General features: G+C 64.4%; 21 protein-coding genes and 1 tRNA gene. 7 read left to right on the plus strand and 15 right to left on the minus strand.

The features are described 5' to 3' along the window. Positions 1–96: 96 nt before the first annotated feature. The 4 genes from ACFC25_RS19590 to gcvH form a co-directional block, all read right to left on the minus strand. Positions 97–600 carry a bifunctional nuclease family protein gene (locus ACFC25_RS19590; RefSeq protein WP_066285823.1) on the minus strand — a complete coding sequence of 168 codons (504 nt, stop codon included), beginning with the start codon at positions 598–600 and terminating at the stop codon, positions 97–99. Then, positions 600–1,316, minus strand: coding sequence for a MerR family transcriptional regulator (locus ACFC25_RS19595; protein WP_337347725.1), 717 nt, complete (start codon positions 1,314–1,316; stop codon positions 600–602). Before ACFC25_RS19595 ends, ACFC25_RS19590 begins: the two co-directional genes overlap by 1 nt. A gap of 23 nt (positions 1,317–1,339) precedes the next feature. Further along, on the minus strand, positions 1,340–1,810 hold the full coding sequence (locus ACFC25_RS19600) for an FHA domain-containing protein (RefSeq protein WP_337347854.1): 471 nt from the start codon (positions 1,808–1,810) through the stop codon (positions 1,340–1,342). A 143-nt stretch (positions 1,811–1,953) separates the two neighbouring features. Further along, complete coding sequence (gene gcvH / locus ACFC25_RS19605; protein WP_337347724.1) at positions 1,954–2,340, minus strand: glycine cleavage system protein GcvH; 387 nt, start codon at positions 2,338–2,340, stop codon at positions 1,954–1,956. A gap of 117 nt (positions 2,341–2,457) precedes the next feature. On the opposite strand from gcvH, the gene ACFC25_RS19610 reads away from it, so the two are divergent. Further along, positions 2,458–3,327: an Fpg/Nei family DNA glycosylase gene (locus ACFC25_RS19610; RefSeq protein ID WP_376048266.1), complete on the plus strand. Its 870-nt coding sequence runs from the start codon at positions 2,458–2,460 to the stop codon at positions 3,325–3,327. A 50-nt stretch (positions 3,328–3,377) separates the two neighbouring features. Here ACFC25_RS19610 and ACFC25_RS19615 read toward each other — a convergent pair. The 10 genes from ACFC25_RS19615 to ACFC25_RS19660 form a co-directional block, all read right to left on the minus strand. Further along, positions 3,378–3,454: transfer RNA gene (locus ACFC25_RS19615), tRNA-Pro, on the minus strand. Positions 3,455–3,601: 147 nt separating this feature from the next. Next, positions 3,602–5,152, minus strand: coding sequence for a ribosome biogenesis GTPase Der (gene der, locus ACFC25_RS19620; RefSeq protein ID WP_337347722.1), 1,551 nt, complete (start codon positions 5,150–5,152; stop codon positions 3,602–3,604). Between the two features lie 10 nt (positions 5,153–5,162). Further along, complete coding sequence (locus ACFC25_RS19625; RefSeq protein ID WP_376048315.1) at positions 5,163–5,840, minus strand: lysophospholipid acyltransferase family protein; 678 nt, start codon at positions 5,838–5,840, stop codon at positions 5,163–5,165. 31 nt (positions 5,841–5,871) lie between these two features. Beyond that, positions 5,872–6,585 carry a (d)CMP kinase gene (gene cmk, locus ACFC25_RS19630; RefSeq protein ID WP_337347721.1) on the minus strand — a complete coding sequence of 238 codons (714 nt, stop codon included), beginning with the start codon at positions 6,583–6,585 and terminating at the stop codon, positions 5,872–5,874. Continuing rightward, a complete protein-coding gene (locus ACFC25_RS19635; protein ID WP_376048269.1) occupies positions 6,585–7,694 on the minus strand; it encodes a prephenate dehydrogenase in 1,110 nt (369 codons plus the stop codon). The genes cmk and ACFC25_RS19635 overlap by 1 nt, the downstream gene beginning before the upstream one ends. A gap of 3 nt (positions 7,695–7,697) precedes the next feature. After that, positions 7,698–8,891, minus strand: coding sequence for a pseudouridine synthase (locus ACFC25_RS19640; RefSeq protein ID WP_337347719.1), 1,194 nt, complete (start codon positions 8,889–8,891; stop codon positions 7,698–7,700). A gap of 111 nt (positions 8,892–9,002) precedes the next feature. After that, positions 9,003–9,665, minus strand: a complete 663-nt coding sequence (locus ACFC25_RS19645; protein ID WP_337347718.1) for an SMC-Scp complex subunit ScpB — start codon at positions 9,663–9,665, stop codon at positions 9,003–9,005. Further along, positions 9,662–10,474, minus strand: a complete 813-nt coding sequence (locus ACFC25_RS19650) for a segregation and condensation protein A (protein ID WP_376048273.1) — start codon at positions 10,472–10,474, stop codon at positions 9,662–9,664. Before ACFC25_RS19650 ends, ACFC25_RS19645 begins: the two co-directional genes overlap by 4 nt. 7 nt (positions 10,475–10,481) lie before the next feature. Further along, entirely contained in the window at positions 10,482–11,381 is a 900-nt protein-coding gene (locus ACFC25_RS19655; RefSeq protein ID WP_104140710.1) for a ParA family protein, read from the minus strand. A 260-nt stretch (positions 11,382–11,641) separates the two neighbouring features. Continuing rightward, positions 11,642–12,988: a cation:dicarboxylate symporter family transporter gene (locus tag ACFC25_RS19660; RefSeq protein WP_337347716.1), complete on the minus strand. Its 1,347-nt coding sequence runs from the start codon at positions 12,986–12,988 to the stop codon at positions 11,642–11,644. Positions 12,989–13,129: 141 nt separating this feature from the next. Between ACFC25_RS19660 and ACFC25_RS19665 the strand changes: the two genes are divergently transcribed. The 6 genes from ACFC25_RS19665 (at position 13,130) to ACFC25_RS19690 (ending at position 19,886) form a co-directional block, all read left to right on the plus strand. Next, a complete protein-coding gene (locus ACFC25_RS19665; RefSeq protein WP_376048276.1) occupies positions 13,130–14,770 on the plus strand; it encodes an ATP-binding protein in 1,641 nt (546 codons plus the stop codon). After that, on the plus strand, positions 14,767–15,480 hold the full coding sequence (locus ACFC25_RS19670; protein WP_337347714.1) for a response regulator: 714 nt from the start codon (positions 14,767–14,769) through the stop codon (positions 15,478–15,480). The genes ACFC25_RS19665 and ACFC25_RS19670 overlap by 4 nt, the downstream gene beginning before the upstream one ends. A gap of 120 nt (positions 15,481–15,600) precedes the next feature. Beyond that, entirely contained in the window at positions 15,601–16,242 is a 642-nt protein-coding gene (locus tag ACFC25_RS19675; RefSeq protein ID WP_376048321.1) for a GntR family transcriptional regulator, read from the plus strand. Positions 16,243–16,253: 11 nt separating this feature from the next. Then, positions 16,254–17,774, plus strand: coding sequence for an MmgE/PrpD family protein (locus ACFC25_RS19680; protein WP_376048280.1), 1,521 nt, complete (start codon positions 16,254–16,256; stop codon positions 17,772–17,774). Continuing rightward, positions 17,775–18,680, plus strand: a complete 906-nt coding sequence (gene prpB / locus ACFC25_RS19685; RefSeq protein WP_376048283.1) for a methylisocitrate lyase — start codon at positions 17,775–17,777, stop codon at positions 18,678–18,680. A 66-nt stretch (positions 18,681–18,746) separates the two neighbouring features. After that, entirely contained in the window at positions 18,747–19,886 is a 1,140-nt protein-coding gene (locus tag ACFC25_RS19690) for a bifunctional 2-methylcitrate synthase/citrate synthase (protein WP_337347711.1), read from the plus strand. A gap of 88 nt (positions 19,887–19,974) precedes the next feature. Here ACFC25_RS19690 and ACFC25_RS19695 read toward each other — a convergent pair whose 3' ends face one another. Continuing rightward, positions 19,975–21,450 carry a hypothetical protein gene (locus tag ACFC25_RS19695; protein WP_376048286.1) on the minus strand — a complete coding sequence of 492 codons (1,476 nt, stop codon included), beginning with the start codon at positions 21,448–21,450 and terminating at the stop codon, positions 19,975–19,977. Between the last annotated feature and the right edge of the window lies 1 nt (position 21,451).

A 21,451-nucleotide genomic window follows, 5' to 3' on the forward strand; every position in this document is an offset into this window, starting at 1 on the left:
CGACGTTAGGCCTGCAAAGACCCAAGGTCAAAGACGTGCGGCTGTTTGGCAGGGCGTGTCGAAACTTTCAGCCTCAACTTTAACCTTAACGTGATGTCAGCCGTCGAAATCTTCCGGTTCAACGTCGTCCAGGAACTCCCGGAAGCGGCGCAGTTCACGTTCTTCATCGACCGTTGGCCCGGGTTCGGTGTCTTCGCCTTCATCGTGTTCGGTGATGCGGACCCCGGCCTCATCCATCACGGAGTCGGCGCACCAGATCCGGCACTTGGCCCGCAGCGCGATGGCCAGCGCATCTGAGGCACGTGAGCTGACGGTGGTTCCGTTCTCAAACTGCAGCTGGCCGTAGAAGATGTTGTCCTCGACGGCCACGATGTTAACGCTGACTACCGAGTGGCCCAAGGATTCAACGACGTCAACGAGGAGGTCGTGCGTCATGGGGCGGGGTGGGACCACACCTTGCTGGGCCAGGGCGATAGCACTGGCCTCCGGCGTGCCGATCCAGATCGGCACGTGGCGTTCGCCGTGGATCTCGCGAAGCAGCACCAGCGGCTGGTTGGAGGGAAGTTCGATCCGAACCCCTACGATCTCGACTTCGATCATCAGATGTCCATGCGTGAGATGTGATCCTGCACCAGGGCCCGGTGCAGGGTGAGGCAGAGGTCGCTGATTTCGCGGGCCGCTTCGGCCGCACGGGCCTGGGACGCCGAGTCCTTGCGCGATGCGAGGGGCGCCACTGCACGCTCCACGAGCCCGAATTCACGTTCGGCCGCGGCCTGGAATGGCCGCAGGTGCCGCGGTTCAAGGCCGTGGCTTTCCAGCTGCACGCAGGCGCGCGCCACCTGCAGGGCGTGCTCATCAAATTTGCCGTTGCTGTGGCTGATCAGCCCGAAGCTAAGCAGCGACTGCAGCAGCGGGACACTGGCTCCGGACTCGGTCCGAAGCTGCTCCTCGCTGAGCTTGCGGCCACGGTTCTGAAGCTCGGCTGCCAGCTCGTCCGAGACAATCCGCGGTGAAACCACGACGCCGGGCGGAAGGTTCTCCGGCCGCTCTCCCCTGTCGATCGCGTCGAGATAGTCCTTGATGACTTTGAGGGGAAGATACTGGTCCCGCTGAAGTGCCAGAACAAACCGGAGGCGTTCGACGTCGCCGTCTGAGTACTGCCGGTACCCCGCCGGGGTACGGCGCGGATTGATAAGTCCCTTCTCTTCCAGGAACCTGATTTTCGACGCAGTCATTCCAGGAAACTCCCCGCTGAGCTGGGCGAGAACTTCCCCGATGTTCAGGACCTGCGGTCCCCGGCGTTCCGGTTGTGCCATTGCCACAGGCAACTGCCCCGGGATCAGACGCGGCCTGCAGCGCGGGCAGGGCTCAGGTAGAAGGTGAGGCGGAATTTGCCGATCTGGACTTCGCTTCCGGACTTCAGTTCAACGCTGTCCACGCGGTCGTGGTTGACATACGTGCCGTTGAGGCTGCCTTTGTCCACCACTTCGAAGCTGCGCGGCGTACGACGAAACTCAACATGGCGGCGGGAAACGGTGACGTCGTCCAGGAAGATGTCGGCGTCAGGGTGGCGCCCGGCGGTGGTGACGTCAGAGTCCAGCAGGAAGCGGGCACCGGCGTTGGGGCCACTGTGGGCAATCAACAGCGCCGACCCGGCGGGCAGCGCCTCGACAGAACTGCGCTCGTCCATTGAAAGCTTGGGCGTAATGGTGGGTTCTTCGGTGACGGGCGTGAGATGGATCGAGGTGGTCTCCGAAGCCTTGCCTGTACCGTAATCCCCATCGGCAGGGTTTTGCTTGTGGCCAACCATGGCTTCCTCCTCTTCCGCTGCAGCGTCACCTGCAGTCAACATGTCCCCTCCGGGCCTGCCTCGCAGGCCCGGTTCCGGACGCCGGATCCGGCCATTGACGTGCGAAGACGTCGTGTGGCCGGACCGGATGAACCGGTTAGCTTTCAGCCTACCTGTTGTTCGTACTCCGATGCACTGAGCAGCGACTCCACAGCGTCAGCTTCAGCCAGTTTGACTTCAATGAGCCAGCCGTCACCGTAGGGATCGGAGTTGATCAGGGCAGAATCGGTGTCCAGGGAGTCGTTGCGTGCAACGACTTCCCCGCTGACCGGGGCGTAAATGTCGCTCACGCTCTTGGTGGACTCGACTTCGCCCACTACCTCGTTCGCGGTGATTTTGGTACCCACCTCGGGCATCTGTGCGTAGACAACGTCTCCGAGGGCGTCCTGGGCGAAGTCGGTGATGCCCACGCGGACCACGCCATCGGCGTTGGGCGCGGACACCCATTCGTGCTCTGCGGTGTAGGACAGGTCTTCGGGAATGTTGCTCATCTGGGGCCTTTCGTCGAGTCAAACACCAATGTCAACGGGGCCTGCAAAACAAGCCGCCGCTGAAAGTATAGGCACAACTCCCAGGGCGTTCGAGGAGGATTCTGACATGATGGGGGCATGCCCGAGCTTCCCGAGGTTGCAGGCCTGGCTGACTATCTGGACGGCCATCTGCGCGGTACGGTCCTGGACCAGGTCCAGGTTGTGTCCTTCGCCGTGTTGAAGACGGCGGATCCGCCTTATACCGAGTTGTACGGCCGGGCCGTGACAGGGGTCCGCCGCTTCGGCAAATTCATCTGCGTTGACACCGGCGGCTTGTCGCTGGTTTTTCATCTCGCACGGGCCGGCTGGGTCCGCTTCACGGACTCGCCGAGCAACTCTGAGCTCCGTAAGGGCAAAGGCCACATCGCTGTCCGGATGGCCTTTTCCGGTGACAATGGCCGGCACGGGATGGACCTCACCGAAGCCGGCACCAAGAAGAGCCTGGCAGTCTACGTAGTGCGCGAGCCACAGGATGTGCCGGGAATCGCCGCGCTTGGCCCGGATCCCTTCAGTGCGGAGTTCGACGCCGATACGCTGGCCGGGATCCTCCGCTCCAGTTCCCAACAGATCAAGGGGCTCCTGCGTAGCCAAAGTGTCATCGCCGGAATCGGAAACGCCTACAGCGACGAGATCCTGCACGCCGCAAAAATATCGCCCTTCGCGATCTCCAAGTCCCTCGACCAGGGGCAGGTCGAGGTCCTCTACGACGCCATCCACAATGTCCTTGGCACGGCGCTAACCGAAGCCCGCGGCAAGCCGCCCAGCGAGCTGAAGGACGTCAAACGGAGCCACATGCGGGTCCACGCCCGGACGGGTGAGTCCTGCCCGGTATGCGGGGACACGGTCCGCGAAGTTTCGTTCGCGGACACCTCGCTCCAGTACTGCCCCACATGCCAGACCAATGGAAAGGTCCTGGCGGACCGGCGGACCTCAAAGTTCCTGAAATAACAGCAAACGCAAAAGCACCCCGGAGAAATTCTCCGGGGTGCTTCCGTTTTTGGTCGGGCTGACAGGATTTGAACCTGCGACCCCTTGACCCCCAGTCAAGTGCGCTACCAAGCTGCGCTACAGCCCGTTAGTTCTGCCGTTCTCCGCTGCGTTTACTCCTGATGTTAGCCAGGATTTCAACTCAGCAGTCCGGCCGAACCACCTTGAAAAGCTTACACGATGCCAGAGGGTGCCTGTGACACTTTCCGGCATAGGATCAGCTGGTGTGTCGCAATTAACGCTTCTTGCCGCGCTTTTCGCGGACGCGCATGTTGACCTCGATGGGTGTGCCTTCGAAGCCGAACGTCTCCCGCAGGCGGCGGGTGATGAAGCGGCGGTATCCGGGGTCAAGGAACCCGGTGGTGAACAGGACGAACTTCGGCGGGCGGCTGGATGCCTGGGTGCCGAACAGGATGCGGGGCTGCTTTCCGCCACGGACGGGGTGGGGGTGCGCCGCCACAAGTTCGCCGAGGAAGGCATTCAGGCGCCCGGTGGGGATGCGCTTGTCCCAGCTCTCCAAGGCAAGGTCCAAAGCCGGGACCAGGCGGTCCTTGTGCCAGCCCGTCAGCGCGGAAATGTTGACCCGGGGCGCCCAGGCCACGTGGGCCAGGTCCTGTTCAATTTCGCGCTCCAGGTACGTCCGGCGTTCGTCGTCGAGCAGGTCCCACTTGTTGAACGCCAGGACCAGCGCCCGGCCGGATTCGATGGCCAACTGCAGGATCCTGACGTCCTGTTCGCTGAGGACTTCGTCCACGGCCAGCAGGACGACGGCGACTTCCGCCTTCTCCAAGGCAGCCTGGGTACGCAGCGAAGCGTAGTAGTCGGCGCCTTGGGCCATGTGCTGGCGGCGCCGGATGCCGGCCGTGTCAACGAACCGCCACGTACGGCCACCGAGTTCGATGAACTCATCCACGGGGTCGCGCGTTGTGCCGGCGGTGTTGTCCACCACCACACGCTCCGAGCCTGCCAGCTTGTTCAGCAGGGAAGACTTGCCCACGTTGGGGCGTCCGATCAGCGCGATGCGGCGCGGGCCGCCCGAGCGCTCCAGTCCTTCGATCGTGGAGAACTCCGGGAGGGTGTCCATGACATGGTCCAGGAGGTCGGCGACACCGCGTCCATGCAGGGCGGAGACCGGGTACGGCTCGCCAAAGCCGAGGCCCCACAGGGTGGCCGAGTCGGCCTCCTGGGCAAAGTCGTCCACCTTGTTCGCCACCATGATGACGGGTTTCTTGCTGCGGCGGAGCATCTTCATGACACCCTCATCCGTGGCAGTTGCGCCCACAGCGGAGTCAACAACGAACAGCACGGCGTCGGCAAGTTCGACGGCCATCTCAGCCTGCTCGGCCACGCGGGCGTGGATGCCGCGGGCATCGTGCTCCCAGCCGCCGGTGTCCACGAGCGTGAAGTTGCGCCCGTTCCAGTGAGCCGAGTACATCACCCGGTCCCGGGTAACGCCCGGAGTATCTTCCACCACGGCTTCGCGGCGGCCCAGGATACGGTTTACCAGGGTGGACTTGCCCACGTTCGGGCGCCCGATAATGGCCAGGACGGGGTCCAGCTTGACCGGACCGTCGAAGTCCTCGTCGTCGTACCCGCCGCTGAGCAGGGCGGCGTCGTCCTCATCAAGTTCGTAGTCTTCCAGGCCCGCACGGAGGGACGCTGCGCGCGTCTCTGCTTCTTCGTCGTCCAGGGCAGCCAGCCGCTCGGCCACCTGGTCTGTGCCGGTGGGCGTGTATTCGTCTTCGCCGGCGCCGAAGTGGCCGGAGGTTTGAGTCGTATCGCTCATTGCACTTTCCTTAGTGGTCATCTGCCGGCGTCCCGGCTACTGCTGGTTCAAGCGGTTGGTCCGCGTGGGGCAAAGGCTGCCCACTGAGTCTGATTGCATCCTGGACGTGCCCTGCCAGCGCAGCGCGGATTTCCATTCCCGCCCTGTCCATTGAAGCACGCCCGGTTTCACCGGGATTGCGGCTTAGCGTCAGGGCATCGCCGAAGCTGACATGGAATCGCCGCCCCGGCCTGGGAACAGTGTCCAGGTGTTCATCGCCGGTCCTGGTCCCCAGGATGGCCACCGGCACTACCGGCGCCCCCGAGTTCAGCGCCAGCCACGCCACGCCATTGTTGATGTCCGTTGCCTGGCCGCTCCCCCGGGTGCCTTCGGGCAGAATCCCGACGCAACGGCCGGCGTCGAGCACGTCCTTGCAGAGCAACAGCGCCGCACGGTCGCCGGTGCGGTCCACGGGAAGCTGGCCGGATGCCCGCAGGACCCGGCCGAGGAAACCTTTGAACATCTCTTTCTTGACCAGGATGTGCATCGGGCGTGGAGACGCACCGAACATCACCGGCCCGTCCAGGAAACTGATGTGGTTGCCGGCAAAAATTACCGGTCCCCCGGTAGGGACATTGTCCCGGCCGGTCACCGAAGTGCGGTACACCGCATGGTCCAGGATCCAGCCAACCGGCCGGCTCCAAGCCATGGTCCAGCCGGCGGGGAGCTTTGCGCCGCCGTCAGTCACGGTTGAGGACCTTGGTGACAATCACGAGGGCGGCGTCCACGGTTTCTTCGAAGTCCAAGTCCGAGGAATCGAGCGTCACCACGCCGTCGGCGGCCTGGGTGAAATTCACCACCGTGGAATCCTTGGCGTCGCGGTGGATTACCTGGGCGGCGAGCTGCTCGGCGTTCTGAGTACCCCCAAGCTGGATGCCGCGACGGCGAAGCCTGGCTTCCTCACTGGCGGTCAGCAACATCCGGACTTCTGCCCCGGGTGCGACGACTGTAGTAATGTCCCGACCCTCCACCACCATCCGGCGGAGGTGCTTTTCAATCAGCTCGCGCTGGCGGCGGATCAGCTCGGTCCGCGCACCCAGCGTTGTGGCCACGGAACTGACGGCCGAGGAAATGGCAGGTTCGCGGATGGCGTCGGCAACGTCGACCCCATCAACCCGCACGTAGTCCTCGTGGGGACTGGTGCTTAGCTCCAACACGAGGTCCCGTGCAGCCTGCTCCACGGCCGCGGCGTCGTTGAGGTCGACTCCGGTGTTCACGCAGAACCACGTCAGCGCCCGGTACATGGCCCCTGTGTCCAAATAGGCGAGCCGCAGCCGGCGCGCAACTTCCTTGCTCACGCTGGACTTGCCGGAGCCTGACGGGCCGTCGATTGCCACGACGAGGGGCCGTCCCACGCGCAGGGCGGGCAGGGTGTCGAGGAGTTCCTGTGTCATTACTGCAGTACCCGCCATCCGCGGTCGTTGAGTGCTTCGATCAGGTGGTCGTGTTTGTTCGGCAGGACGGAGAGCTCCACCATGCCGACATTCTGGCCTGACGAATGGTCCAGCCGGAGGTCTTCCACGTTGACGCCGATCTCGCCGATCTCGGTGAGGAGAAGGGCGATCTGGCCCGGCTTGTCGTCCACCAGGACGGTGAGCCAGGAGTAGGCCTGCGGCGGGCCGCCGTGTTTACCGGGAATGCGTGCTTGGCCGGCGTTGCCTTCGCTGATCAGCTGGGCGAGATCCAGCCGCGCGCCCGGTGCGCCGGGCGCCTCCAGCGTGCCAATGAGGCGGTTCAGGTCCTCGCGGACACCGTAGAGGATCTCCACCACTTTCCGGGCGTTGCCGCCCAGGATCTGCACCCACAATGTGGGATCGCTCGCGGCGATCCGGGTGACGTCCCGCAGGCCGTTGCCTGCAAGCGAGAGTGCGTGCAGCGGCGTTCCCTGCAGGCGGCTGGCCAACAACGAGGACATCACCTGCGGCAGGTGCGACACGAGGGCCACAGCCTCATCATGTTCGTCTGCCGTGAATTGGGAAACCACGGCCCCCAAGTCCGAGGCCAGGGCCCGCGCCACCCGCGTGGCTTCAGCCGAGGACTCATCCGACGGACAAACCACCCAGGGCATGGACGTAAACAGTTCTCCCCGGGCGGCAACGGGCCCGGACTTTTCCCGGCCGGCCATGGGGTGGCTGCCAACATAGCGGGAAAGGTCCGCACCACGGGCGCGCAGGTCAGCCAGAATGTCAGCCTTAACGCTGGCGATGTCCACCACCACGGATTCCGGGTACTGCGCCAATGCGCCCGCAACGACGTCGGCGGTCACGTCCGGTGGCGCCGCCACGACCACGAGTTCCGGCGCGGCGCCTTCAAGTTCCGACAGCGGCAGCCCCGCCCCGATATCGACGGCGACTGCCTGGTTGGTGGGCGACGGGTCAGACAGGTACACAGGCACGGCGCGGCCACGCAGCCCCAGCCCGATGCTGGCGCCGAGCAGCCCCGTGCCGATCACTACGACCGGTCCGTTCAGGTGTCCGCGGCCGTACGTACGAAAAGCGGACATGCGTCAGAGCCCTACGGATGCCAGCAGGTGGCCGACTTCCTGCTTGCCCAGGTTCCGGATGCTGCCCTGTCGCTGGTCGCCCAGGCCGATGGGACCCACCTTGACGCGCACAAGGCGCAGCACGGGGAAGCCCACGGCATCGAACAAGCGCCGGACAATCCGGTTCTTGCCAGAGTGCAGGACAACTTCGATCAGCACGTGGCCCGGGGTGGAGTCCACCAGCTTGAAGGAGTCAACGGAGGCGAAGCCGTCTTCGAGTTCCACGCCTTCCCGTAGCTGGGCGCCGATTCCCTGCGGGAATGGTCCACGGACCTGCACCAGGTAGGTCTTGGGAACCTCGTAGGACGGGTGCGTCAGGCGGTTGGCAAGTTCGCCGTCGTTCGTGAGCAGCAGCAGCCCTTCGGTGGCGACGTCCAGCCGGCCGACGTGGAACAGGCGTTCGCCCTGGTGAGTCTTCCGCACAAAATCGCTGATGCAGGGGCGGCCGTCGGGGTCTTCCATCGTGGACACGACGCCTTTTGGCTTGTTGAAGACCATGTAGACGAGGTTTTCGTCCAGCTGGATGCGGAGTCCGTCGACGTGGATGACAGCGGTCTTGGGGTCCACCCGGACACCCAGTTCGGTGACAACCTGACCATCGACCTCGACGCGGCCCTCAGTGATCATCTCTTCGCAGACCCGTCGTGAGGCGACGCCGGCCTGTGCCATCACCTTTTGCAGGCGGATGCCATCGGCGTCGTGCAGTTCAGACTGCGGGACGTCGCCGCGGGGACCGCGCTTGCGCGAAGGCTTGCGCACGGGGCCAAGGTTCTGTCCGAACCGTTCACTGCCGAACGCGCGGGATGCCGCTGCCCCCGGCTTGCCCGTGCGTGGTTTGGGCTTGAGCGCGCCAGGCGTGCCGGGAGCCTTCTTGGCGCCCGGTTTGCGGGCGGCAGGCTTCCGCGATGAGGGGGCGGCCGGCTTCCAGTCGGATGCGCCGCGGGCGGGCTGGCCTGCGGCTGCCTCGTCGGGATCGACAAAGCGTTCCTCGCGGGGCTTGGGTGCCTTGTGGGGGCGGTCGCCGCCGCCGAACCCGGCATTGCGCTTTCCGGCGGCGCCGCGGAAACCGCCGCCCGCTGCGCCCTGTGATGAATTACGTCCTGAACTGTTACGTCCTGAACTGTTACGTGGTGAACCCTGGCGTCCCGCCTGTGTCATGACCCGTCCTTCGATATTTTGACCGGCACGTTGTCCAAGGACAACACTAGCCAGCCGTGCAGAATAAATCTGCCCTGATGAATACTCTTGTGCGCAGGCAGGATGCCCCGCCTACATTCTTCCGGCGTCGTAGAACTCCTCGATGCCTTCGAGCCCCGGAAGATGGGGTGAAAGCTGAGGCAACTCAGCCACGGAGCCTATTCCCATCCGCTCCAGGAAGTACGATGTGGTCCGGTACAGGACGGCGCCTGACTCCGGATCGTTTCCGGCGTCTTCGACCAGCCCGCGCTGCGTCAGTGTCCGCACGACCGAATCAACGTTTACTCCCCGAATTGCAGACACCCTCGCCCGGGAAACGGGCTGCCGGTAGGCGATGACGGCCAAGGTTTCCAGCGCCGCCTGCGTGAGCCTGGCAGTCTGGCCCTCCAGCACAAACCGGCCGACGATGTCGGCGAAGTCCGTGCGTGAGTAGATCCGCCAGCCACCGGCGATGTTCCGCAATTCAAAACCCCGGGGGCTGGCGCTGAAGCCAGCATCGCTGGCAACGTCCATGTCCGGGGCTTTAACAGTATAGCCGTTATACTCACGCTGCAGTTCCGCCAGCAACTGCTCGACGACGGCGACAGTCAGGTTCAGGCCTGCGGCAAGTTCGGTGGCCGTGGCCGGCTGGTCCAGCACCATCAGCACAGCTTCGACCGCGGCTTTCGCTCCGCCCGGGAGGTTCCAGACGTCAAGGCCTTCATCTGCTGCGGACGCAGAGTCATCTTCGGTCACGGCTGCTCCTCGTATTCTTCACTCAGGTTCTCGGTGGACCAGTCCCGGCCGTCCGCCGTCCAGTGCACCGTCAGGTCGCCCAGCGGGCTCAGCTGGTCGAAGGACACCGCCTTGTCGCGGAACATTTCCAGCAGTGCCAGGAAACGCGCCACTACCACCAGCGTGGACTCGGCGTCGGCGATCAGCGCACGGAAGGTCAACGGATTCCCCAGCTGGAGGCGCAGGCCCATTATTTCTGCCTGCTCCTTCACACTAACGGCGCTGCCGTGCAGGTGGCCCAGCCCAACTTCAGTGGGCTTGGGAGCCTTGGGTTCCAGCGCGGCTTCGGCCAGCCGGGCGAACTGTTGGGGCGTGTGCTTCCAGACCAACTCGGGGAGCATGGCGGCGAAGTGCTCCTCCAGGGCAACCTGGCGCGGAAAACGCCGGGACTCCTCTTCCAGGGTCCCGCCGATCAGGCCCGCGACCTGCTTGAAAGCCTTGTACTGCAGGAGGCGGGCAAAGAGGAGGTCCCTGGCCTCGAGGAGGGCGATGTCGTCGTCGTCCTCGACTTCGCCGGCGGGCAGGAGCCGGGCGGCCTTGAGATCCAGCAATGTGGCCGCAATGACGAGGAACTCGCTGGCCTCGTCCAGAGCCCAGTCCTCCCCGAGCTTCTGCAGGTTCCGGATGTATTTGATGAACTCATCGGTGACAGTAGCAATGGCCACCTCGGTGATATCCAGCTGGTGCTTGGCGATGAGGCCCAGCAGGAGGTCGAACGGACCCGTGAAGTTGGCCAGCCGCACCTCAAAGCCGGGCTTGGACTCAGCCACCGCCTGGCTAGGGTGCGCCGCCGCGCGAAATCAGCTCTTTGGCCAAGCGGCGGTAGGCATCCGCGCCGATGTGGTTGCCGGCGTAGCTGGTGATCGGCTCGGCGGCCACGGTGGCGTCAGCGAACTTGATGGAGCGCTTGATCACGGTTTCGAACACCTTGTCTCCGAAGGCCTCCACCAAGCGGGTGATGACTTCGCGGCTGTGGAGCGTGCGGGCGTCATACATCGTGGCGAGGACGCCGTCCACCTGGAGGCGTGGATTGAGCCTGTCCTGGACTTTGTCGATGGTCTCAACCAGGAGGGCAACGGCGCGAAGGGCAAAGAACTCGCAGATCAGCGGGATGATCACGCCGTGGGCGGCAGTCAGGGCATTGACCGTCAGCAGGCCCAGCGAGGGCTGGCAATCGATGAGGACGACGTCGTAGTCGTCTTCGACCTTCTTCAGGGCCCTGTCCAGGACCTGCTCGCGGGCAACCTCGTTGACCAGCTGCACTTCCGCGGCAGAGAGGTCGATATTGGCGGGCAGCAGGTCGACGTTTTCAACGCCGGTCTGGTGGATGGCGTCGCGGATATCGACCTTGCGGTCCATCAGGACGTTGTAGACAGTGAGGTCGAGTTCGTGCGGGTTGACGCCGAGGCCGGCTGAGAGGGCACCCTGCGGATCAAAGTCAACCAACAGCACCCGGCGGCCATATTCAGCAAGGGCTGCTGCCAGGTTGATGGTGGAGGTGGTCTTGCCGACGCCGCCTTTTTGGTTGACCATGGCGATCACGCGCGCCGGACCGTGGGAGGACAGCGGGGCGGGTTCCGGAAATTCGCGGTGGGGGCGCCCGGTGGGACCCATCACGGCGTCTTCCAGATCGAGTTCCGTGCCTTCCAGAGTTGCCGAACCCTGTTCGCTGCTCACGTATCTATCCACACTTTCGATGACGGTGATTTACCTGCCGCTGGAAGTCCAGCGCCGTTCCTGCTTTTCACCAAGGCTACAGGCCCCGACACGGTATTCGAGGGAACTTGACTTTGCGTGCATTCTGAGCCTTTACCTTCTGGTAGAGGTCGAAGGTTAGGCTCCCTTGCGCGCAAAACGCCCGCACAGCCGGGGCTGTACGGGCGTCTTGGCGGTTGGTATTAGGGCTTGGCCAGCGGGACTTTCGCCCGGACGGTTACCTAGACGGTGGCCGGTACCGGCTTGGCTTCAACCGGGCGCTCCACCGGCTCGCCATGGCCAGCGATCATGGTCTCCTCGTCGAAGGGAACCTCGCCGGAGAGCACGCGGCCAACCTGCCCGTTGTCGATCTCTTTGACCCACGTGCCGATCAGGAGGGTGGCAACAGCGTTGCCCGTGAAGTTGGTCAGGGCACGGGCTTCGGACATAAAGCGGTCGATTCCGACGATCATGCCGACGCCGCCAAGAAGCTCCGGCTTGTGGGCCTGCAGTCCGGCGGCCAGCGTGGCCAGGCCTGCACCGGTGACACCGGCTGCACCCTTGGAGGCGATGATCATGAAGATCAGCAGCGACAACTGGGCGCCGAGATCCAGCGGGGTTCCCATGGCGTTGGCGACGAACAGCGACGCCATTGTCAGGTAGATGGCGGTGCCGTCCAGGTTGAAGGAGTAGCCCGTCGGGACGGTGACACCCACCACCGGCTTGGAGACACCCAGGTGCTCCATCTTGGCGATCAGGCGCGGCAGGGCTGCTTCGGAGGAAGAGGTGGAGAAGATCAGGAGGTATTCGCGGGCCAAGTACTTCATCAGCTTGAAGATGTTGACGCCGGTCACTACCTGGAGCAGGCCGCCGAGGATCACCACGATGAAGAGGGCGCAAGTGATGTAGAAGGCAGCCATGAGGGTGAACATGCTCACGATTGCCGCGAAGCCAGTGGCGCCGACAACAGCAGCGATGGCACCGAAGGCGCCCACCGGAGCAAGCCACATGATCATGATCAGGATCCGGAACACAACCACCTGGCCGTGGCCGATGGCTTTGAGGACAGGAGCGCCCTGCGCGCCCATCTTCTGGAGGGCGAAGCCTACGAGGATGGCGGCGAAGAGTGTGGGCAGGACGGGGATGTCGCCCGGAATGATACCCAGGAGGAAAGCAACCGTGCTGTCTACTTCGGCCTTCTTATTGGGGTCGTAGGCCGCCAGCTTCAAACCCTCACCCGGGTGGATCAGGTTCCCGACCACAAGGCCGATACCCAAGGCAAAGGTGGACATGAGGACGAAGTAGCCAAGGGCCAAGCCGCCCACCTTGCCGACGGTGGCAGCCTTGGCGATGGAGCCAATGCCCAGGACGATCGTGCAGAAGATGATGGGTGCGATCATCATCTTGATGAGCTTGATGAAGCCGTCGCCGAGCGGTTTCAGTGATTTGCCGACTTCGGGGAACAGCAGACCGACGAGGGCGCCCAGGATCACGGCGGCAATGACGGCAATGTAGAGGTAGTGGGATTTGTCCAGGCCCTTGCGGGCGGCCTTGGCAGGCGCTGCTGACTCTCCTCGTTGAGAAGCCATGATGTGTCTCCTTATGGATAATCTGGTAGACGCTGCGGCGCATTCTCTGGGCTCATCGCGTCGGTCCGGTGTGATATCCATCATTGGGCAGGTCGTGACTTAGCTCACCGTTGCGTTCATATTGGTCATGGGAGGTGCTTGATGATCCACCGCTGGAGTATCGCCCGCAGGCTCTTTGTGGCGAACCTGGTCATTGTGCTGGCGTTCATCAGCATCGGGGGAACCGCCACGTATCTTGACGCCCGGGACCGCAGCTACGAAGAGGCCGGACGCAGAATGACCGGAGTGGCCGCCGCTATCGCGGCCAACCCGTTGGTCCTGGAGGCTGCGGACACCCCGGATCCCTCGGCGTTGCTGCAGCCGTATGCCCTCGATGTCATGGCCGGATCAGGGGCAGACTTCATCACCATCATGGCGCCTGACCGGACACGCTGGACGCATCCCCGGGACGAGGAACTCGGCCGGCCCTACATCGGCTCGATCGATGCCGCGCTTCGAGGCGAAGTGTTCACCGAGGTGACGGCCGGGACGCTGGGGCCGTCGGTGCGCACCATTGCTCCGGTCAAGGACGCGGCGGGTAACGTCAAGGCACTGGTTGCCGCGGGGGTCACGGTCAGGACGGTGGACGTTGCCCTGTCCGGGCGGTTGCCCGCACTGCTGGCCTTGGGCCTGGCACTGCTGCTGGGCGGGTCCGTAGCTTCCTGGCTGCTGGGCCGCTACCTGCGCCGGGTAACCCGAGGATGGGGGCCGGAGCAGCTCGCCCAGCTGTTTGCCTATTACGAGTCCGTCCTCCATTCTGTCCGCGAGGGCCTCATCCTGATCGACACCCGGGGCCGCGTGGTGATGTACAACGACCAGGCAGCCGAACTGCTGGGACTTGTCCCCCATGGTTCGGGGGATGACCCGTCCCGACCTCCTGCCCTCTCGGACCTCCCTCTCACGGAGAGCCTGAAAGATCTCTTTGAATCGGGCCGCACCGCCCACGACGAGATCCACCTGACTGGCCCCCGGATTGTGGTGGTGAATCAGGGCCCCGCCCAGGCACCGGATTCCCCCGGAACCCGCCGCCCCGCGGTATACGGGACCGTGGCCACCATCCGGGACCGGACGGAGATCGAGTCGCTCGGAAGTGAACTCGAAACCATGAAGACGCTCTCCGACGCCCTCCGCGCGCAGACCCACGAACACGCCAACCGGCTGCACACCATGGTTTCCCTGCTGGAGCTGGGCCGAACCCGCGAGGCACTCGAGTTCGCCACCAAGGACCTGGAGCTCAGCCAGCAGCTGACCGACGAGATGGTCAGCTCCGTGGACGAGCCCGTACTGAGCGCGCTGATCATGGGAAAGGCCGCGGAAGCCAACGAACGCGGCGTGAAACTGACCCTTACCACCATGGGGTCCGCTTCGGTGGCAGGACTGGCGGTCCAGGACCTCGTCACCATTCTCGGCAACCTGCTGGACAACGCGATCGACGCCGCGGCGGACGGCAATTCCCCCAAGCGCGTGGAGCTAACGGTGGAGTCCGATGTCGAGGGCCTGGACATCACTGTCAAGGATTCAGGTCCGGGAATCGACCCGGCCGCCGTCGACAATATCTTCAAGCATGGCTTCAGCACCAAGGCGACCGGACCCTTCGGCCGCGGCGTGGGCCTGGCCCTAGTGCGGCAGGCGGTGCAGCGGCTGGACGGTACCATGACCATCACAGGCACGGATGGGGCACAGTTCCATGTCTTCCTTCCGGCCATTGCCGCCGGAACCGACAAAGAGGAGCAGTTCCAGTGAGCGATATCCGCGTCCTCGTTGTTGAGGACGAGCCGGTGGCCTCCGCGGCGCACGCGGCCTATGTGGGCAGGCTGGAGGGCTTCACCCTGGCCGGCACCGCCCCTGACGGCCAATCCGCCTTGCGGCTGCTCTCCGAGTTCGTCGCCTCGGGAGACCCTGTTGAACTCGTCCTGTTGGACATGAACCTCCCGGACCTCCATGGCCTGGACATCGCCAGGCGGATGCGTGCGGCAGGGATCCTGGCAGACATCATCGCCATTACGGCTGTCCGGGAACTCGCGATCGTACGGAGCGCCGTAGCAATCGGGGTAGTGCAATACCTGATCAAACCGTTTACGTACGCCACTTTTGCCGACAAGCTCGCCAGCTACCGGCTCTTCCGGCAGCAGCTGGCCAGCCCAGAGTCGGGCTCCAAAAAAACCGGGGCCTCACAAAGTGACGTTGACCAGGCATTCGCCAGCCTCCGGGCCCCGTCCGAGATGCCGCTGCCCAAGGGATTGTCCATTTCCACGCTTGTATCAGTACAAGAGTTTATGAAGGGACGGTCCGAAGCCGTCTCTGCCACCGAGGTGATGGAGGCACTGGGCATGTCGAGGGTTACCGCGCGGCGCTACCTGGAATACCTCGCGGACGCCGGAACGGCCTCCCGGGCACCGCGTTACGGCACTCCGGGCCGGCCCGAAAACGAATACCGTTGGAGCGGCCGCTAACAGCCAAGACCCCCGCAATGTATACATAGCGACTAATTTTTGGAAAAATTCCGCACATCTCCCCGCTTCAAAGGCTTCTGTGTATACACTGATGTCATGCAACCAGTGAAGGGTCAGAGCGTGCGCGCCAGCGACCGCGCCTATGCGGCACTCCGCGATGACATCGTTCAGTGGCGGCTACTCCCGGGCACCTTGCTCGCCGAAGTGGAGCAGTCCGAGCGCCTGGGCGTCTCCCGCACGCCCCTTCGGGAGGCGCTGGGCCGGCTCACCGCCGAAGGGCTGACGACGGCGGCAGGAGGCCGCGGCGTCGTGGTTACCGGTATTTCGCTGGAGGACATCGATGAGTTGTTCGAGCTCCGCGAAACCCTCGAAGGCAGGGCTGCCGAACTGGCAGCCGAACGCGGCAATCCGGACGATTTTGCGCAGCTCCACGGGGAACTGCTGGACGCGACGGCCCTGATCAGCGGCGAAGATCCCGCCCGCAACGACTACTACGCACTAGTGGCCCGCCTGGATGCGGCTATCGACTCCGCTGTCTCAAACAACTACCTTGCCCAGGCCATGCGGGGCCTTCGGGTCCACCTCGTCCGCGTACGAAGGCTCGCCGCCGACGACGCCGTCCGTCTCGCGGCCGCGGCTACCGAGCACGCCGCCATCGCCGAGGCCATCGCCGACCGCAATCCGCGCCTGGCCCACGCCGCCACCACAGTCCACCTGCACCGCAGCCTTTCGCATATCAAAGCCACCCACACACCCCAGTAAGAGGAGCCCTCATGGTTAAGGAACACCACGTCCGCGTCTACAAGAGCGAGGAAAACTTGGCCCGCGAGGACCAGCTGGCCCACAAGATTGCCGTGGTCGCCGCGGACCCTGTCGACGTCACTGATGACGTCACGGAGATGATCATCAACCGCGTGATCGACAACGCTTCGGTGGCCATCGCTTCGTTGAACCGTGGACCGATTGTGGCGGCCCGCGCCCAGGCCTTGGCCCACGGCCCAAGCACCGGCGGGAAGGGCGCGAAGGTTTTCGGCATCGGAGAACGTGTTTCCCCCGAGTGGGCTGCGTGGGCCAACGGTGTCGCCGTCCGCGAACTTGATTACCATGACACGTTCCTGGCCGCCGATTACTCCCACCCGGGCGACAATATTCCGCCGATCCTGGCTGTTGCCCAGCACGTGGGCTCCAGCGGGGCAGACCTGGTCCGGGCCATCGCCACCGGGTATGAGATCCAGGTGAACCTGGTCAAGGCCATCTGCCTGCACAAGCACAAGATCGACCACGTGGCCCACCTCGGCCCCTCCGCAGCCGCCGGCATCGGCACCCTGCTGGGGCTCGACGTCGAGACCATTTTCCAGTCGGTGGGCCAGGCACTGCACACCACCACCGCGACCCGGCAGTCCCGCAAGGGTGAGATTTCCACGTGGAAGGCACATGCTCCGGCCTTTGCGGGAAAGATGGCGGTCGAAGCGGTGGACCGGTCCATGCGCGGGCAGACTTCCCCGGTGCCCATTTATGAGGGCGAAGACGGTGTGATCGCGTGGATGCTGGACGGTCCGGACGCCTCGTACATGGTGCCGCTCCCCACACCCGGGGAGGCGAAGCGCGCGATCCTGGACACCTACACCAAGGAACACTCCGCCGAGTACCAGGCCCAGGCCTGGATCGACCTCGCCCGCAAACTCCACAAGGAGCACCCCGAAGCGACGGACCCGGCCAACGTGAAATCCGTGCTGATCAAAACCAGCCACCACACCCACTACGTCATCGGCTCCGGCGCCAACGACCCCCAAAAGTACAGCCCCACCGCGTCCCGTGAGACGCTGGACCACTCCATCCCGTACATCTTCACCGTGGCCCTGCAGGACGGGTCCTGGCACCACGTGGACTCCTACTCCCCCGAACGCGCCGCCCGGCCGGACACCGTGGAGCTCTGGCAGAAAGTGTCCACCGAGGAAGACCCCGAATGGACCCGCCGCTACCACTCACTGGACATCAACGAGAAGGCCTTCGGCGGGTCCGTGGAGATCACCCTCACCGACGGCACCGTCATCACCGACCAGATCGCGGTGGCCGACGCACACCCGCTCGGTGCCCGGCCCTTCGCCCGGGAACAGTACATCAACAAGTTCCGCACCCTCGCCGCCGGACTCGTGGAGGAAGCTGAAATCGAGCGGTTCCTCGCCGCCGTCGAACGCCTCCCCGAACTCACCGCCGGGGAACTGGACCAGCTGAACATCACCGCAGCCCCCGGCGTGATCGACTTCGCGGCCGCACCCAAAGGACTGTTCTAGATGCTGTACTCCACCGTCACCCCCGAGCAGAAGCGCATCCGGTTCCGGGAACTCCTCGCCTCCGGCACGGTTCAGCAGTTCCCGGGCGCATTCAACCCGCTCTCGGCCCGGCTGATCGAGGAGAAGGGCTTCGCCGGGGTCTACATTTCCGGCGCGGTCCTCGCCAACGACCTCGGACTGCCCGACATCGGCCTGACCACGCTCACCGAAGTGGCCACCCGGGCCGGGCAGATCGCCCGCATGACCGACCTGCCAGCCATCGTCGACGCAGACACAGGGTTCGGTGAGCCCATGAACGTGGCCCGCACCGTCCAGGAAATCGAAAACGCCGGCCTCGCCGGACTGCACATCGAAGACCAGTTCAACCCCAAGCGCTGCGGCCACCTCGACGGGAAAAACGTGGTGGACCTGGACACCGCCACCAAACGCATCCGCGCCGCCGCCGACGCCCGCAGGGACCCCAACTTCCTGATCATGGCCCGCACCGACATCCGCGCCACGGACGGACTCCAGGCAGCCCAGGACCGCGCCAAAGCACTCGTGGACGCCGGAGCGGACGCCATCTTCCCCGAAGCCATGAAAGACCTCACCGAATTCCAGGCCATCCGCGACGCCGTGGACGTCCCGATCCTGGCCAACATGACCGAATTCGGGAAGAGCGACCTCTTCACCGTGGACCAGCTCCAGGGCGTCGGCGTCAACATGGTCATCTATCCCGTGACCCTCCTCCGTAGTGCCATGGGCGCCGCGGAGCGTACGCTGGAATCGATCAGGTCCGACGGCACCCAGGAGGCCCAGGTAGAGAGCATGCTGACCCGTGCGCGGCTGTACGACCTCGTGGATTACGAGGCCTACAACCGGTTTGACACCGGAGTCTTCAATTTCAAGATTCCAGGTACCCGCTGACCCGCAACCATCCAAGGCTTCCGGCTTCGGCCGGCACACAGGCACAAGGAACGAAGGAGTTTCAGCATGGCTGAAAATGAGATCAAGAAGGGCCTCGCCGGCGTCGTGGTGGACTACACCGCGGTGTCCAAGGTCAACCCCGACACCAACTCACTGCTGTACCGGGGCTATCCGGTCCAGGAACTCGCCGCCCGCTGCAGTTTCGAGGAGGTTGCCTATCTCCTCTGGAACGGCGAGTTGCCCACCCCGGAGGAGCTAGCCGCCTTCACCGCCCGGGAACGGGCCGGACGGCCCCTTGATCCTGTGGTCAAGCAGGTTATCGACGCACTGCCCACCAACTCCCACCCGATGGATGTCTGCCGGACGGCCGCATCGGTCATGGGCGCCCGCCACGAACTGGCCGAGGATTCCTCGCGCCAAGCCAACATGGACAAGGCCATCGACCTGTTCGCCGCGATGCCCGCGGTGGTGGCCTACGACCAACGCCGCCGCCACGGCCAGGAGCCCGTCGAGCCCCGCGATGACCTGGACTACTCCGCCAACTTCCTCTGGATGACCTTCGGGGAAGAGCAGGTCCCGGAGGTCGTGGATGCCTTCAACGTCTCCATGATCCTGTACGCCGAGCACTCCTTCAACGCCTCCACTTTCACCGCACGGGTCATCACGTCCACTCTCTCGGACCTGCATTCAGCGGTAACGGGCGCCATCGGCGCGCTCAAGGGCGCGCTCCACGGCGGCGCTAACGAGGCCGTGATGCACACCTTCGACGAGATCGGCATCCGGCCCGAGGAATCCCTGGAGGATGCCGCCGCCCGGGCAAAGACCTGGATGGAGGACGCTCTGGCCCAGAAGAAGAAAGTCATGGGCTTCGGCCACCGCGTCTACAAGCACGGCGACTCCCGGGTACCCACCATGAAAGCCGCCCTGGACAAAATGATCGCCCACTACGGCCGGCCCGAACTCCTGGGCCTCTACAACGGGCTGGAAACCGCGATGGACGAGGCCAAAGGCATCAAGCCAAACCTCGACTACCCCACCGGTCCCACGTACCACCTCATGGGTTTTGATACGGCCACCTTCACTCCCCTGTTCGTCGCCAGCCGCATCACCGGTTGGACCGCACACATCATGGAACAGCTGGACTCGAACTCGCTGATCCGTCCGTTGAGCGAATACAACGGAGTCGAGGAACGGCACCTGCCGTAAGTGCAACCAGGCAAGTACGACGCCGGCGCGGTCACCTTCGAGGGAGACCGCGCCGGCGTCGTACTCTGCTGAATCGGTGAGCGGAACCCTACTGGGACAGCGTGAGGCTCAGGATCATCTCCTTGAGCTTCCGGTACTCCGCGGTGCCCATGTAGGCCTTGGCCTCGGCCAGCGTCTGGAAAACCGGTTCGCCAGCCGCTTTGGCGGCCCTGTCCGCGAAGGACAGGGTGCCTCGTGGGGCACCGTTGACCACGGAGTACATCAGGCAGCTATCCTTCAGCTGGCCGCTGGCCTCATCCACGAGCCCCACCTGGTAGCTGAAGCCGGCGTTAACGGACGTCTGGTCAAGGACCCGGTAGGAGAAGCGGACGTTGCCGCCGGCATCCCACGAAGGCATGTACTGGGCGGAGTCCAGCTCGGTGGCTATGTACTTTTCAGGACCACAGGAACCCCCGAGGCCTCCCCCTGCACCGTGGTAGAACGTGGCCACGGTCTTGCCGGCCTCGTCTGAGACTTCGATCGCAGAGGCGGGGTAATCCGGTGTCCCGGCGGGCACGTCCTTGGCCGCCCAGCCGGTGGGCAGGGCGAACGATGCCCCTGCGGCCTCGCTGGTAAAGCGCTGCGATGTGACGACGTCGGAGGCTTTGAGGGAGAGGGATGTCAGCATGCGCTTTTTATCCGCGTAATCCTGGGACTGCATGTAGGCGTTGGCTTCTGCTACGGAAGTGAACTCCAGGGCCCTGTCGCCATCCGGAGTAAGACTCTCGGTATCTCCGAAATAGACCGGGGGCACTCCCTCCGGGCCCCCAATGCCGTTGCTGTAGCTGCACGGAGTCCGGACAGTTTCCAGGGATCCGGACAGTGCCATGGAGCCGTATATTTTCGCCCCCTCAACGATGGTGAAGGAGAACCGTGGCTGGCCACGCTGCTGGAGGTCTTTGGGCTGCTGCGGAATCTGCACAGGCTCGGAGTCGAGCACGGTGAACGGCGCAGCGGCGCCGCAGGGACCTGCTGTCCGGTCATAGACCAGGTCAAGGCGGCTGATGGTCTGGTTGTCTGCGTTCCGGACCTCGAGAGTGTTGAACGGCATGCCTGCAATCATGTGCGGAGACTCCACCACCGCCCAGTCCGGACGGATGTCGAACGTGGCCTGGCCGGTTGAATCGGTGTAGGAAGTCCACGCCGGCCGGGCAGGCGGTGGTACTACGGCCGCTCCTGTTGAGGATGCCGATCCAGTGGGAGTTGGTGTTGGTTTCGGCGTGGCTGGCGTGGGATTCGCGGTGGGGGTGACGGTGGTCGCCGGCGCCGGGGCGGCCGTGAGCGGGCCGAGGTTCACGGTGACCAGGACGCCTGCCGTTACTGCTGCCGCGGCGATTGCCAGGAGCCCGGCGATCCTGGCACGCCGTTGCCTTCGTTCAGCGAGCGTGGGGATGTCCGGCGAGACGCGGTCCGTGAACCCCTCGGCGCGGGCGAACATCCCTCGCAGGGCCTCCTCGCCGTCGGGAACTGCGGGGTGGTGACGGATGGGGTCTGCCCCGGAAACCAGGTTTTTGATCGGATCCATG

Source organism: Pseudarthrobacter sp. NPDC055928, from assembly GCF_042270935.1.
Classification (GTDB): Bacteria; Actinomycetota; Actinomycetes; order Actinomycetales; family Micrococcaceae; genus Arthrobacter.

Coding starts and splice junctions, on each gene's coding strand:
- ACFC25_RS19590 (WP_066285823.1), bottom strand. CDS start 600: ATGATCGAAGTCGAGATCGTAGGGGTTCGGATCGAACTTCCCTCCAAC.
- ACFC25_RS19595 (WP_337347725.1), bottom strand. CDS start 1,316: ATGGCACAACCGGAACGCCGGGGACCGCAGGTCCTGAACATCGGGGAA.
- ACFC25_RS19600 (WP_337347854.1), bottom strand. CDS start 1,810: ATGGTTGGCCACAAGCAAAACCCTGCCGATGGGGATTACGGTACAGGC.
- gcvH (WP_337347724.1), bottom strand. CDS start 2,340: ATGAGCAACATTCCCGAAGACCTGTCCTACACCGCAGAGCACGAATGG.
- ACFC25_RS19610 (WP_376048266.1), top strand. CDS start 2,458: ATGCCCGAGCTTCCCGAGGTTGCAGGCCTGGCTGACTATCTGGACGGC.
- der (WP_337347722.1), bottom strand. CDS start 5,152: ATGAGCGATACGACTCAAACCTCCGGCCACTTCGGCGCCGGCGAAGAC.
- ACFC25_RS19625 (WP_376048315.1), bottom strand. CDS start 5,840: ATGGCTTGGAGCCGGCCGGTTGGCTGGATCCTGGACCATGCGGTGTAC.
- cmk (WP_337347721.1), bottom strand. CDS start 6,585: ATGACACAGGAACTCCTCGACACCCTGCCCGCCCTGCGCGTGGGACGG.
- ACFC25_RS19635 (WP_376048269.1), bottom strand. CDS start 7,694: ATGTCCGCTTTTCGTACGTACGGCCGCGGACACCTGAACGGACCGGTC.
- ACFC25_RS19640 (WP_337347719.1), bottom strand. CDS start 8,891: ATGACACAGGCGGGACGCCAGGGTTCACCACGTAACAGTTCAGGACGT.
- ACFC25_RS19660 (WP_337347716.1), bottom strand. CDS start 12,988: ATGGCTTCTCAACGAGGAGAGTCAGCAGCGCCTGCCAAGGCCGCCCGC.
- ACFC25_RS19665 (WP_376048276.1), top strand. CDS start 13,130: ATGATCCACCGCTGGAGTATCGCCCGCAGGCTCTTTGTGGCGAACCTG.
- ACFC25_RS19680 (WP_376048280.1), top strand. CDS start 16,254: ATGGTTAAGGAACACCACGTCCGCGTCTACAAGAGCGAGGAAAACTTG.
- prpB (WP_376048283.1), top strand. CDS start 17,775: ATGCTGTACTCCACCGTCACCCCCGAGCAGAAGCGCATCCGGTTCCGG.
- ACFC25_RS19690 (WP_337347711.1), top strand. CDS start 18,747: ATGGCTGAAAATGAGATCAAGAAGGGCCTCGCCGGCGTCGTGGTGGAC.
- ACFC25_RS19695 (WP_376048286.1), bottom strand. CDS start 21,450: ATGGATCCGATCAAAAACCTGGTTTCCGGGGCAGACCCCATCCGTCAC.